The sequence below is a fragment of the Allobosea sp. 05T438 genome (assembly GCF_056396025.1).
Genome location: NZ_JBFTKQ010000021.1, coordinates 39282 through 52240 on the forward strand (window position 1 = coordinate 39282; position 12959 = coordinate 52240).

Genomic DNA, 12959 nt, shown 5'->3' on the forward strand with positions numbered 1-12959 from the left:
TGAGCCTTCGCTGACGATTCTTCAAAGCCCCGCCGCCTTGGTGAGATTGACCCTGAACCGGTCACGCCGACGCTGGTAGCGACGGGTCATTTCAGCGGAGGCATGACCGAGTTGCTTCTGAACATGGCGCTCGTCGACTTCGGCCGAGGAAGCGAGCCCGGCGCGCAGCGAGTGGCCTGCGAATTTATCCGCTCGTTCTCCCTCGGAGAGATCGCCGCGCACGCCGGCGGCGAGCGCCGTGCGCTTGACCAGACGCGCGACCTCCCGGTCGTTCAGGCGCTCGGGACCGACGGACTGGCCCTGGCCGGTGACGCGCCGAAACAGAGGGCCGTGTACGATCCTGGCGAGCTTCAGCCAGGTTTGCAGTGCTACGACGGGGCAGGTGGCGTCAGCGGAGCCGCGGCCGATCTCGACCTCACGCCAGCCGGTCTTGCCGCGTAAAGTCACGACCAGCCCCAAATCGAGGATCTCGATCCAGCCGCGGCCGTCCTCGGTCTGGTCGCGACCGACGTCGAGTCCGACGATCTCGGACCGTCGCAGGCCGCCGGCAAAACCGATCAGCAGCATGGCTCGATCCCTGAGGCCGCGGAGAGTGCCGCGATCGAGCGTCTCGAGCATTGCGATGACGTCCTCGGGCAACACCGCTTCCTTCTGCACCGGCGGGCGGCCGTGGCTGTTGCGGATGCCGGCCATCACTGTGGCGATGTGACGATCCGTGCGATCGAGGATCTGGCCACGCTGCGCAAAATTCCAGGCGAGCGCGGAGAGCCGGCGTTCGATCGTGCTGACAGAAGAGGGCTTACGGTTTGGCGTGGTTGCCCCAGAGGCCAGGGCCGCAACGTACAGCCCGACGATCTGCGGATCAGGGGGGAGGGCGGCAAGGTTCTGGCGTCGGCACCAGGCCTGAAACTGGCTCCAGTCGGACGCGTAGGCCCGCCGGGTATTGGCTGAGCTGGCGGCTTCAACGTAACCGCGCGCGCGGTCAGCGAGGCCCTCGAGATGGGCGGGGAGCGTGCCAGGCGCTGGGCGCGCGCTCCCCGCTACGGGAAGGGGAGGGGGGAGCTGCTCGTCATCGCCGTGCATCGGATCGCTATACCGGGTCACGTCGCGCCGCCCTGCCGAGGTCTGCGAAAGCCGGCTGAATCGCGCGGGCGAATCCGCTACGCGACCCTCTGCGGCGTTGCCGCGCGCTCGTGCCGTTCGCCGTAGTGCGCATCAATCGAGGTCCCAGGGGGTGATCACTGAAGCGCCGGTATCGTCGAAATCGACGACATTGCGTGTGACGACGATCAAATCATGCACGATCGCGGTGGCAGCGATCAGCCCGTCAGCATCGCCGCGCGGCCGCTGGGCCGCGACACGACCCCATTCGACCGCGATCTGGTCGGTAATCGGCAGGATCCGATCGGCGTGGTCATACCGGAGCTTGCGCAGCCATTCGCCGAGATGCCCGGCCGCTTTCGGATCGATCTTCTGCTTCAGCATGATCCCGCGCATCACCTCTCCAAGGGTTATGACGCTGAGATGGACGCTGAGCGGATCTACGGAGCGCAGCCAGGCGATCGCTTCGGGTGTGCCGCGCCGAGCTTCCGAGACGATGTTGGTGTCGATGAGATACATCAGAAAGCGGGATCGCGGCTCGGGGTCTTGGCCCGGGCGTCAACGGCGTCAGTGAGGTCGTCGTCCCAGGCGGGACCAGCTAGGAGGTCGTCGACGAGGCTCGGCCGGCCGGCCCGCAGGGCGTCGTAATCCCGGGCGGACAGGACAACAGCGGCTCGTTCGCCGCGCAGCGTCACGACCTGCGGTCCTTCACTGCGGGCTCGCTGCACAACCTTGGAAAAGTGGTTCTTGGCATCCTGCAGCGGCCAATCCATCATGTCTCTCCTAGCTAGACTAGCTAGCTATATAGAATGGCGATCGGGGACCCGTCAAAGGATGACGCCTCGGCGCCGCGAAAGGTCACCGCGTGTCCCTTGCCAGAGCTGCATTTCGGAGGCCGGGAAGCGGCGCGAGTGACGGTCTCTCTATCAAGAATAGAATATCCGATAATGCAAGATTATCGGTCATTATTTGTTTTCGACGCAGTGTGCGCTTTGACTTAAAAATCATGGTACCAAGCGCACAGTCGGTCTATCCTTCGCTCGATGCTCGGTCCCGATTCAACGCCCTCCGCCGTCTGGAGGCCGCCTGCCGTACCAGGCTGGGCGGTTCCGCGCGGGCTCGTGACAAGCGATGCCGAAGCCGCGTTTCTGGCTGGTTCGGCCTTGAATTCCCTGGATCATCTGGTGCGTGCGGCGCCACCCTGGGCCGGCGCCTGGCGCCAGCGGCTGGCTCTGAAATCTGCTGCCGAAGCTGTCGTGCTGGCCGGACGGACCGAGACCGAAACGCAATTGCGCGACGCCTGGCTCCTGCGTATGCCGGGCGCCGATCCCGGCCCGGCCGGCAACCTGCTTGCCGCCTGGAAAAGCCTGGCCGAGCGCTCGCCCAACGTCTCTCCCGACCGTTTGCGCAGGGCAGTGAATCGGCTCGGCCTGCGCTGGAGTGACAACCTCGTCTCCCTGGTGGACCAACTCGAGGACCTCGCGCGCTCCGGCCAGCCCGCGCCTTTGGCCGCTGCGGCGATCGCAGCCGAGGTCCAACGGCTGCGACCGGACACCGGCCTGCTCGGCTGGTGGCTCGCTGATCAGGTCTTGGCCCGGCGCATGCGCTGGCCGGAGACCGTGCCCTTGCTGGTGACGCAGGCGCACGGGGCTGCCTTCCGCAGCCTCAAGGATCGCGGTCGCGTGCGTGCGGGAGGGGAGGGGTTCGAGCGCGCGATCTGCGTGGCAGTCGCCTTGGCAGCGGCGCAGGCCTGCTGGCTTGCCGGCGAGATCGCGCCGCGGGCGGCACGGCTCATCGAGGTGACGCCGAAGCTGCGCGCCAAGGGGGCAGGGGAGGTGATCCAGCTTTTGCTCGATAGCGATGCCGTGTCTGGCACGCTGCAGACCACCCATCTGACCCGCTGGGGTTCGCGTCGGCTGTTCGAGCGCTTGGTCAGTTTCGGGGCTGTGCGTGAGCTCTCCGGGCGTGCCAGCTTTCGGCTTTACGGGCTCTAGAGCATGGCCAAACGAGCCCAGACGGAGGAACTTTTCGACGCCGAGCTGGCGGATCTGCCGCCGGAGATGCGGTGGCGTGAATGGATGGGGCGCGTTGAAGCCGTCATCTTCGCGTCGCCGGAACCGGTCGGCCGACAGGCCCTGGCGCGCGTCGTCGGCCGCGACTGCAGTATCGATCTGCTGATCGCTGACATCCGCGATGAGTTGGCCGGCCGACCCTACGAGCTCGTTTCTGTCGCCGGCGGCTGGCAGCACCGGACGAAGAAGGGATTCGCGGTCGCGATCCGGACGGCGACCGGGCTTGGCGAGCGCTGCGACAAGGCCTTGTCGCAGTCCGAGAGCTTGGTGCTGTTGTGTATCGGCTATTTCCAGCCGATCACCCGCGCCGAGCTTGGCCAGGTTTTTGGTAAGGAGGTCAGCCGCGACACGATCGGCCATTTGCGCAAACTCGGCTTCATCGCCGCAGGACCGCGCAGCCCGCAGCCCGGCGCGCCCTATACCTATGTGACGACGCCAGCGTTCCTGTCGCAGTTCGGTTTCGAGACCCTGCGCGATCTGCCGGATTTCGAGCGGCTCGAGGATGCCGGACTTTTGAGCAAGGACAGGTTGCTTGCTGGCGCGATTCCGCTCGCCGCCATCGGTGAGAAGGACGATCCGCCGTCCCCGGATGAGCCCGACGGCGATGCGTAGCCTTCGAGCCGTTTCTACAGGGCTTGCAGTTGCTCGGCTGAGGTCCGACCGGAGCGCTTGTCTTGAGCAGGCTCGTAGGAAACCTTCTGACCGTCGCGCAGCTCGCGCAAACCAGCCCGTTCCACGGCGCTGATATGGACGAAGACATCCTGGCCGCCATCGTCAGGCTGGATGAAGCCAAAACCCTTCGTCGCGTTGAACCACTTCACGGTACCGATCGCCATAGTCGCGTCTCCTGAAAACAGCGCATCATTTCCCCCGGCTGTCGAGTTGGCAACCTGCAGCGTGGAAGGGCGCTTCGTCGAGCTCTTGTCAGCAGCCACCAACGGGCAAAGCTGGCCCAATGCCGACGTCTGGAGCGTCCGCTACTGGGCAGCCTGCTGGGGTTGGCAGTCAAGCAGCCGTAGGTGGCCCGCTTTCACCCCTGGGAATGTCCGCTTACTGGGCAAGCCGGTTGGCAGGGCTTGCACCAGCCATTGGATGGGGAGGTCGGGCTCATTGCCAGCGTTGACAGGGGCCATTTTCGGGTTGCCTGCCTGAACTCAGCGCGGAAGCGAGGCTGGGCCCATCCCAGCCTCATGGCAAAGGAAGCTGGCAGTAACGGCGCAGCTACACCTCTCGGACAATTGCCAGGCAATCCCCTACTGTTCCTTCTTGAACATGTTCTGGAAGATCAGTGCGCCCCAGACGGAGCCGCGGGCGTGAACCAGCGCGCCGCCCTCGTCGAACCGGCCCAGATTGACGGGGGCGAAGCCGAGCTGTTTGGCCAGGGCCGCCACGGGTGCGGCCGCGCCCTCGTCGTCACTCGACAGGAACACGACCCGGTGACCGCCCGCCACGACCGGGTCCATTGCCAGAGCCGTGGCGCCCAGGTGGTTGAACCCCTTGACGACCTTGGCGCCGGCATAGAGCCTCGCCACGAACGCGGAAGACAGGAGGCCGTCCATGTCCTCCAGCGGCGCCTGGGAGTTGGTCGCATCGACGAGGGTCTTGTGTTCCCAGCTTGGCAGAGCCTTGGCGAGAGCCGGATGCGACTCGGACCTGATGGCCAGGAAGATCGTATCGGCCTTGAGGGCCTCTTGCAGGGTCTTGGCGACGACCTTGGGACCGATCGCCCGGGCCTGCGGAGCACGCGCCTCGGGCGGGTGGCGGCTGGCGACGGCCACCTCGATGTTCCTGCGGGCGAAGGCGTGGGCCAGGGCCTGGCCGATCTTGCCGAAGCCGATGATCGCGTAGCTCATGATGGTCTCCGATAGCGGGGAGGGATGGCCCGGCCTTCAACAGCGCAGCCGTCCGGTCTCTGTGAATGAGGTTTTTGGGCAACGCCCTCAGATGGCCGAGAAGCCGCCGTCGACGGACAGCTCCATGCCGTTGACGAAGCTGGAGTCCCTGGACGCCAGAAACAGCGCGGCTCCCGCTATCTCCTCGGGAAGGCCCATCGTCCCTCGCGGGATCAGGGACTCGAACATCTTCTTCGCCTCCTCGGTCAGAACCTCGTCCTGCATCGGGGTGGCGATCGGTCCCGGGTGCAGCACGTTCACCCGGATGTTTCTGCCCTTCAGCTCGTTGAGCCACCCTCGCGCGAAGGCGTGCAGCGTCGCCTTGCTCGCCGCGTAGACGCTGTAGCCGGGAAAGCCCTTCAGTGAGGCCACCGAGCCAGTCATGAAGATCGACCCGCCGTCGTTGAACAGCGGCAGCGCCTTCTGCACTGTGAACAGCGTGCCGCGCGCGTTGAGGCCGAAGGTCTTGTCGAAGAGCTCTTCCGTGATCTCGCCCAGCGGCGCCGCCTCGCCGATGCCGGCGCTAGCGTAGAGGACGTCGATCCTGCCCTTCTCCTGCTTCACTGTGTCGAACAGCCGATCGAGGTCGTCCAGATTGGCCATGTCGCCTTGCACGGCGGTGACGTTACGGCCGATCTGCTTGACCGCCTCGTCGAGCCCCTGTTGCCGCCGACCGGTGATGAAGACATAGGCGCCTTCGTCGACAAACCGCTTGGCGCTCGCCAGCGCCATGCCGCTCGATCCGCCCGTAATGACCGCGACCTTACCGTCCAGCTTACCCATGATCGTCTCCTTTGGGTTCCTTCGTGGTCGTTCGATGACGACCCGAGAGCCTCGAGATGGCCCTGACGGCACGCGACGGTGAGTGCGGAGGTATGAACATCGGTGGTGCGAAAACGATCCACTTAAAATGGGCGATGCTATCGAACTAGCGCACAAGGGCTTTGAAGAAGCGCCAATCCGGTGCAGGATTGCGCCATGATCGATTGGGACGACGTTCGCTATTTCCTGGCCGTCGCGCGGGCCGGCTCAGTGCGGGCCGCCGCCGAGCGCCTCGCTGTCAATCACGCAACCGTGCTGCGGCGCCTCGCTCAGCTGGAGCAGCGGCTCGGAGCGCAGGTGTTCGAGAAATTGCCGTCGGGCTACCGCCTGACGGCGGCAGGCGAGGAGGTTTTGGAGTTCGCCGAGCAGATGGAGGCCTCGTCACACCAGTTGGAGACGCGCGTATTCGGGCGCGACCAGAGCGCGCGCGGCCTCTTGCGGCTGACGCTGCCGCCCTTCCTCGCGACGCATCTATTTATGCCGGACCTCTCTGATTTCGCGCGCCTGCATCCGGACATCGAGATGGAGATCCGGTCGACCGGGGAGGTCGCGAACCTGACCAATCGAGAGGCCGACGTGGCGATCCGCTTCGTCGTCGACCGCAAGACCCTCCCGCTCAATCTCCACGGCCTGATGGGACCGGAGCTGGCCAGCGGGGTCTACCTGTCCCGCGACCTGCTGGCGGCGTGGCGGGCGGGTGCGCAGAGGCCCATCCGGCCGATCGTCATTAACGATCACGGCATCCCGGACTGGGCCCGGGCGGGCGAGATCCGAACTGCCGACGTCCCTTTCAGGACCCCGGACGCCGAGGCGCAAATCGCCGCGGTTCGCCAAGGGATCGGACTGACCAGGCTGCCGTGCTTTGTCGGCGACTCCGATCCCCAGCTGACCCGAGCGCCAGGCATCCTGCCGCAGCGGAACGGCGTGCTCTGGCTCCTCACCCATGGCGAGACGCGCAAAACCAAGCGCGTGCGGCTGTTCATGGAATTCGCTTCCCACAGGTTCGCCGTCTACGCATCGTTGCTTGCGGGGCTGTCCGTATCGAGCAACTGACGCGGCAAGTCTCCCGCGACAGTGTGGAGCATACCAACCCCTAAATGTACCCGGTCGTCGCGTTGGAACTAAGTGGCGGGCGCAACATCGCGTCGCGCAGAATGTCCAATTTATGGAGCGCAGCTAAGTTCCGCATTTGGCGCCCAACAAATGGCTCCGTATTACGTCACTGAGGAGGATTCCGAGCTGGTGCTCGTCAGGCCGAGTTCAGCCGCCATGCGAGGAAAAGCCGGGAGGATAATGTTCGTCGCCAGCGTGCCGAGGGCGGCCAGACCCGCGAGAAGTAGTACGGTGAGACGGCTGACTTCGTTGACCTCGGGTCGAACCGGATCGACGCCCGCTTGCGAAGCCAGCCGGGGTCCGCCGAGCGCGGTTTCGGCCGCGCTCATTGCGCGCGCTCCTGCTCGCCGTTGGTCGTCCTCGCACGGCCGTCAATCTGGGAGCCGGCTGCGTTCAGGATCTGGCGTGCCAGCGCCTCGTCGTTGACCGTTCTCGACAGCAGGACGGCTCCGACCATCATCGACAGCCTCGCCAGAAGAGCGTCACGATCCTCTCCAGCGGACAAGCTTGCGATCATGTCGAGGTTAGCGCGGATGCCGGCCTCAAACTCGGCCTTCACCGCCGGACCCTGTCGCGCTGCGTCAGACGCGAGCGCGACGAAAGGGCATCCTTCGGCGCGTTCCGCGACGTGCTCCGTGCTGAGGTAGAATTCCGCCACGGCCGACAGCGGATCATCCGGCCGAGAGGCGGCTGCGGACGACCAGCGCTCGGCCGAACTGGCAATTGCGCGCCGCGATGCCAGCGCCGTCAGCTCGTCCTTCGAGGCGAACTGCTTGTAGAAGCCGCCCTGCGTCAGGCCGGCACCTGCCATCAGGTCCTTGAGGCCGATGCCGTCGAAGCCGTGCTCGCGAAAGAGCCTGCTCGCCGTCTCAATCACCCGCTCCTTATTCTGCGCCGCTTGCTCCCGCGAGACCCGCATGCCGTGCTCCAAAAATAGATTGCGTTCACACTCTATAACGGACATAGATGTCGGACGCAATCTATTTGGTAAGCACCATGACAAGGAAATCCCGGTTCGCCCTGCTCGCAGTCGGGGGCATCGTGGTCGCCGCCGGGATCGGGGGGGCCGTTATGCTGATCGGGCACAAGTCCGCTCCTTTGGCGGCCATCGACCCCCGACAGGAACCGCCGATCGTACGCGTGTCGACGGCAAGCCCGGTCACAGGCGCCGACCGGCGCTTTACGGGCGTCATCGCGGCACGCGTCCAGAGCAATCTCGGGTTTCGTGTCCCGGGCAAGGTCGTTGAGCGGCTCGTCAATATCGGCCAGTCCGTGAAGACGGGACAACCGCTTCTGCGGGTTGACGAGACCGATCTGCGGCTGGCGCTCACCGCTAAGAGCAACGCGGCCATCGCCGCTCGGGCTGTGCTGACGCAGACGGCGGCAGACGAGGCGCGCTACGCGGTGCTCGTGAAGAACGGCTTCGCCGCCAGCCCCCAGCGCTATGAGCAGGCCAAGGCCGCGCTCGACACCGCGAAGGCTCAGGCCGCCGCCGCGGAGGCCGCGGCCAATGTCGCGGAAAACGAGCTCAACTATGCCGTGCTCGCGGCCGACGCGGACGGGATCATCGTCGACACCCTCGCGGAGCCTGGGCTGGTGGTCGCCGCGGGGCAACTGGTCGTGCGCCTCGCGCAGACGGGCCCGCGAGAGGCGTTGGTGGTCCTGCCCGAAACGGTCAGGCCCCAGATTGGCTCCGCCGCGCAGGCGACGCTCTACGGCGTCGCGGGACGCAGCTTCCGCGCCACTCTGCGCCAGCTGTCCGACTCGGCCGATCCGCAGACCCGGACCTATGAGGCCCGCTATGTCCTCGAAAGCGAGGCCGCCCTGGCGCCCTTGGGTGCGACCGTTACGGTCCGCTTGTCCGATATGGCGACTGACGCCGAGACGGAGATTCCGCTCGGATCAGTTCTCGACGATGGACAGAAGACCGGCGTCTGGGTCCTCGACGATGCGGGCTCCGCCGTGACGTTCCAACCGGTGCGTCTCGTTCGCGTCACAAGCGAGACGGCGGTCGTCTCGGGGCTGCAGGCCGGCCGGCCGATCGTGTCGCTCGGGGCGCATCTCCTGCGCGAAGGCCAGCCGGTCCGGGCTTCCTCGAACGTCAAGGCGGCCTCGCGATGAGCTTCAATCTCTCGGCCATCGCGGTCCGCGAACGCGCCGTCACCCTCTTCACGATCCTCCTGCTCGTCGCGGCCGGCGCTTACGCCTTCGTCAAGCTCGGGCGTGCCGAGGATCCGAGCTTCACCATCAAGACGCTGACGGTCACCTCCGTCTGGCCCGGCGCGACGGCCCGCGAGATGCAGGACCTCGTCGCCGAGCCGCTGGAGAAGCGGCTTCAGGAGCTCGCCTGGTACGATCGCGTCGAGACTACGACACGGCCGGGCTATGCCTACCTTACGGTCAACCTGAAGGACGCCACGCCGCCCTCCAAGGTGCAGGAGGAATTCTATCAGGCGAGGAAGAAGCTCACCGACGAGGCGCGCAACCTGCCGCCCGGCGTGCTCGGCCCCTTCGTCAACGACGAGTACTCCGACGTCAGTTTCGCGCTCTACGCGCTGAAGGCGCAGGGCCTGCCCATGCGGGAACTGGTGCGGCAGGCCGAAACCATCCGTCAGGATCTCCTGCACGTTCCCGGCGTCAAGAAGGTCAACATCCTCGGCGAGCGCCCCCAGCAGATCTTCGTCGAGTTCTCCTATGCGAAGCTCGCGACGCTGGGCGTTTCCGCCCAGGACATCGTCACCGCCCTGCAGCGTCAGAATACGGTCACGGCGGCGGGCTCGGTCGACACTAAGGGCCCGCGCGTCTTCATCCGGGTCGACGGCGCCTATGAGGGCGTCCAGGCCATTGCCGACACGCCGATCGTCGGCGGAGGCCGGACCCTCAAGCTGTCCGATATCGCGGACGTCCGCCGCGGCTACGAGGACCCGCCGAGCTTCATCATCCGGCATCAGGGCGAGCCCAGTCTCATGCTCGCGGCGGTGATGCAGGACGGCTGGAACGGGCTGACGCTCGGGAAGGATCTTGAGAATAAGACCGCCGCGATCGGCCGGACATTGCCGCTCGGCATGTCGCTCGAAAAGGTAACGGACCAGGCGGTCAACATCGCCGCTTCCGTCGACGAGTTCATGATGAAGTTCGCGATGGCGCTCGGCGTGGTGCTGCTCGTCAGCCTGCTCAGCCTCGGCTGGCGCGTCGGTATCGTGGTTGCAGCGGCGATCCCCATCACGCTCGCGGCCGTGTTTTTCATCATGCTGGAGACCGGCCGGTTCTTCGACCGGATCACGCTCGGCGCGCTGATCCTGGCGCTCGGCCTCCTCGTCGACGACGCCATCATCGCCATCGAGGTCATGGTCGTGAAGATGGAAGAGGGCATGGACCGCATCAAGGCGGCTGCATATGCCTGGAGCCATACCGCCGCGCCCATGCTCTCGGGCACGCTGGTGACGATCGCGGGCTTCCTGCCCGTCGGCTTCGCCTCCTCCACGGCCGGCGAATACGCCGGCAACATCTTCTGGGTCGTCGGCTTTGCGCTGATCGTGTCCTGGATCGTGGCGGTGGTGTTCACGCCCTATCTCGGCGTCAAGATGCTGCCGGAGATCAAGCCGATCGACGGCGGTACGCACACGATCTACGACACGCCGAATTATCGGCGTCTGCGGCGCCTCATCACCTTCGCGGTCGACCACAAGTTCCTGACCTGCGCGATCGTCGGCATCGCCTTCGCTCTTTCGGGCGTCGGCATGGGCGGGCTGAAGCAGCAGTTCTTCCCCACTTCTGACCGGCCCGAGGTGCTCGTCGAAATCCGCCTGCCGGAAGGCAGCAGCATCGAGACCACGACCGCCGCGGTCCAAAAGGTCGAGCGCTGGCTCGAACGGCAGCCCGAAGCTAAGATCGTCACCAGCTATGTCGGCCAGGGCGCGCCGCGCTTCTTCCTCGCGCTTTCGCCGGAGCTGCCCGATCCGGCTTTCGCCAAGATCGTCGTGCTGACGCCGGACGCCCATGCGCGTGAAGAGCTCAAGCTTCGGCTGCGAGAGGAGATCTCGAACGGGCTCGCGCCCGAGGCCTATGTCCGCGCCACACAATTCGTCTTCGGGCCTCCCTCGGTATTCCCCGTCGAGTTCCGCATCGTCGGTCCCGACCAGGCGGAACTCTACAAGATCTCCGAACAGGCCCTGCAGGTCATGCGGGGCATCTCCGATGTCCGGGAAGCGAACCGAGACTGGGGCAACCGCACGCCGGTCCTGCGCTTCGTGCCGGACCAGGATCGCCTCAACCTGATCGGCCTGTCGCCGGCGCAGGTCGGCCAGCAGCTCCAGTTCCTGCTGAGCGGGGTGCCGGTCACGCAGGTCCGGGAAGACATCCGCAACGTGCCGGTCATCGCCCGCAGCGCAGGTGCCGAACGTCTCGACCCGACGCGTCTCGCCGACTTCTCCCTGATGAGCCGGGACGGGCGGCAGATCCCCCTCGACCAGATCGGACACTCCGAGATCCGCTACGAGGAGCCGATGCTGAAGCGGCGGGATCGGATGACGACGATCACGGTCCGCTCGGAGCTCAACGAGGCGACGCAGCCTCCGGAGGTCTCCAAGCAGGTGCGGGCCGCGCTCCAGCCGCTGATCGCCGCGCTGCCGGCCGGCTATCGCATCGACATGGGCGGCTCGATCGAGGAGGCGGCCAAGGCGAACGATGCTCTCGGCAAGATTTTTCCGCTGATGATCGCCGTGACCCTGATCGTCGTCATGGTCCAGGTGCGGTCGTTTTCGATGATGACGATGGTGCTGTTCACAGCCCCGCTCGGCCTGATCGGCGTTGTGCCGACGCTGCTGGCCTTCAACCAGCCCTTCGGCTTCAACGCCATCTTGGGCCTCATTGGGCTGGCGGGCATCCTGATGCGCAACACGTTGATCCTGACCGACCAGATCAAGGAGAACCGGATCGCGGGTCTGGACGACTATCATGCCGTCATCGAGGCGACGGTTCAGCGCACGCGGCCGGTCATCCTGACGGCGCTCGCCGCGGTTCTGGCCTTCATCCCCCTGACCCACTCGGTCTTCTGGGGTTCGATGGCCTATACGCTGATCGGCGGCACGGCGGTCGGGACGGTGCTCATCCTGCTCTTCCTGCCGGCGCTCTATGCTGCGTGGTTCCGGATCAAGCCGACATCGGACGCGGCCGACAAGGCCGGCGCCCCATCGAGTGGCGCAACTTCGCCAATCGCCTTCGCGGAGGCGGCGGAGTGAGCCAAAGGACAGACTCCCAAGCTCGGGCTATGCCGCCTCCACCGGGCTTACGGCTTCGATCCTGCGTGCTGCCAGGGTTATGTCCCGGAAAGCCGACCCGGCTCTTTGGGGTCTCGATCTTAACGCCGGGCAACTGATCCTACTCAGCTGCCTCGACTCGGATGCGCCGCCATCTATCGGTGAGGTCGCCGCTGCTCTAGGCGCGGACCGGACCACCGTCGCCGCGAGCCTCAAGCCACTCCTCCGTCGGCGGCTGGTCGCCTTCCTTACCGATCCGAAAGATGCCCGACTGAGGCGACTGTCTTTGACAAGGGAAGGCTGCTTGCTGCTCTCCCGCGGCCTTCCGGTCATACAAGATATCGATCTTTCAACCGCAGGGGTCACCCAACACTGTAAGCAGTTTCAATCCGATCTGGAGCGGCTGATCAGGAGCATCCAGGTCTAAAGATTGCACGCCGTTGGCACTCGGCCCCGGCGGCCTCAAAGCAATGTCCGCTACCAGGCGGTGATCCAAGGTCAGCTGTTGGCGCAAACAACGGGTTGCGTGGCGCGAATGTTTGACCAAGCTCCGCCCACTTCTGCTACGAGTGCGGAATGCCGCCGATGTCTCGTCAAAATAGGAGCATATCGTGACCGAGCGTTTCGAACGGCACCGCCAACCCTGGACATCAGAGGAGCTCCAGAAGCTCAAGCTACTTGCTGGGAAGGGCATGGCGCTC

13 protein-coding genes are annotated in these 12959 nt (G+C 65.6%); 5 read left to right on the forward strand and 8 right to left on the reverse strand.

Translation table 11 applies throughout. The features are described from left to right. Positions 1 to 21 precede the first annotated feature (21 nt). The 3 genes from AC1DIN_RS25885 to AC1DIN_RS25895 all read right to left on the reverse strand — a co-directional run bounded on the left by AC1DIN_RS25885 (position 22) and on the right by AC1DIN_RS25895 (position 1874). Positions 22 to 1083, reverse strand: coding sequence for a site-specific integrase (locus AC1DIN_RS25885; protein WP_476811817.1), 1062 nt, complete (start codon positions 1081 to 1083; stop codon positions 22 to 24). Between the two features lie 132 nt (positions 1084 to 1215). Further along, positions 1216 to 1620 (reverse strand): PIN domain-containing protein, encoded by a 405-nt coding sequence (locus AC1DIN_RS25890; protein WP_476811818.1) that lies wholly within the window; start codon positions 1618 to 1620, stop codon positions 1216 to 1218. After that, a complete protein-coding gene (locus tag AC1DIN_RS25895; protein WP_476811819.1) occupies positions 1620 to 1874 on the reverse strand; it encodes a type II toxin-antitoxin system Phd/YefM family antitoxin in 255 nt (84 codons plus the stop codon). The genes AC1DIN_RS25890 and AC1DIN_RS25895 overlap by 1 nt, the downstream gene beginning before the upstream one ends. A gap of 270 nt (positions 1875 to 2144) precedes the next feature. Here AC1DIN_RS25895 and AC1DIN_RS25900 point away from each other — a divergent pair, with 270 nt between their 5' ends. Next, positions 2145 to 3095: a DUF1403 family protein gene (locus AC1DIN_RS25900; RefSeq protein WP_476811820.1), complete on the forward strand. Its 951-nt coding sequence runs from the start codon at positions 2145 to 2147 to the stop codon at positions 3093 to 3095. 3 nt (positions 3096 to 3098) lie between these two features. Further along, positions 3099 to 3785, forward strand: a complete 687-nt coding sequence (gene scpB / locus AC1DIN_RS25905) for an SMC-Scp complex subunit ScpB (protein WP_476811821.1) — start codon at positions 3099 to 3101, stop codon at positions 3783 to 3785. 14 nt (positions 3786 to 3799) lie between these two features. Here scpB and AC1DIN_RS25910 read toward each other — a convergent pair whose 3' ends face one another. From AC1DIN_RS25910 to AC1DIN_RS25920, 3 genes are all read right to left on the reverse strand, one after another. Continuing rightward, the gene (locus AC1DIN_RS25910; RefSeq protein ID WP_441470753.1) at positions 3800 to 4009 is read right to left on the reverse strand and encodes a cold-shock protein; all 210 of its coding nucleotides are present in this window, start codon (positions 4007 to 4009) and stop codon (positions 3800 to 3802) included. A 417-nt stretch (positions 4010 to 4426) separates the two neighbouring features. Beyond that, positions 4427 to 5026, reverse strand: a complete 600-nt coding sequence (locus tag AC1DIN_RS25915; RefSeq protein WP_476811822.1) for an NADPH-dependent F420 reductase — start codon at positions 5024 to 5026, stop codon at positions 4427 to 4429. 87 nt (positions 5027 to 5113) lie between these two features. Then, positions 5114 to 5848, reverse strand: a complete 735-nt coding sequence (locus tag AC1DIN_RS25920) for an SDR family NAD(P)-dependent oxidoreductase (RefSeq protein WP_476811823.1) — start codon at positions 5846 to 5848, stop codon at positions 5114 to 5116. A 195-nt stretch (positions 5849 to 6043) separates the two neighbouring features. Here AC1DIN_RS25920 and AC1DIN_RS25925 point away from each other — a divergent pair, with 195 nt between their 5' ends. Further along, positions 6044 to 6940, forward strand: coding sequence for a LysR family transcriptional regulator (locus AC1DIN_RS25925; RefSeq protein ID WP_476811824.1), 897 nt, complete (start codon positions 6044 to 6046; stop codon positions 6938 to 6940). Positions 6941 to 7101: 161 nt separating this feature from the next. On the opposite strand, the gene AC1DIN_RS25930 is transcribed toward AC1DIN_RS25925, so the two are convergent. Both AC1DIN_RS25930 and AC1DIN_RS25935 read right to left on the reverse strand, forming a co-directional pair. Then, positions 7102 to 7329, reverse strand: a complete 228-nt coding sequence (locus tag AC1DIN_RS25930; RefSeq protein ID WP_476811825.1) for a hypothetical protein — start codon at positions 7327 to 7329, stop codon at positions 7102 to 7104. Next, positions 7326 to 7919, reverse strand: coding sequence for a TetR/AcrR family transcriptional regulator (locus AC1DIN_RS25935; RefSeq protein WP_476811826.1), 594 nt, complete (start codon positions 7917 to 7919; stop codon positions 7326 to 7328). Before AC1DIN_RS25935 ends, AC1DIN_RS25930 begins: the two co-directional genes overlap by 4 nt. 77 nt (positions 7920 to 7996) lie before the next feature. Between AC1DIN_RS25935 and AC1DIN_RS25940 the strand changes: the two genes are divergently transcribed. Both AC1DIN_RS25940 and AC1DIN_RS25945 read left to right on the forward strand, forming a co-directional pair. After that, positions 7997 to 9121 (forward strand): efflux RND transporter periplasmic adaptor subunit, encoded by a 1125-nt coding sequence (locus tag AC1DIN_RS25940; protein ID WP_476811827.1) that lies wholly within the window; start codon positions 7997 to 7999, stop codon positions 9119 to 9121. Further along, the gene (locus AC1DIN_RS25945; protein WP_476811828.1) at positions 9118 to 12240 is read left to right on the forward strand and encodes an efflux RND transporter permease subunit; all 3123 of its coding nucleotides are present in this window, start codon (positions 9118 to 9120) and stop codon (positions 12238 to 12240) included. The genes AC1DIN_RS25940 and AC1DIN_RS25945 overlap by 4 nt, the downstream gene beginning before the upstream one ends. The last annotated feature ends 719 nt before the right edge of the window (positions 12241 to 12959 follow it).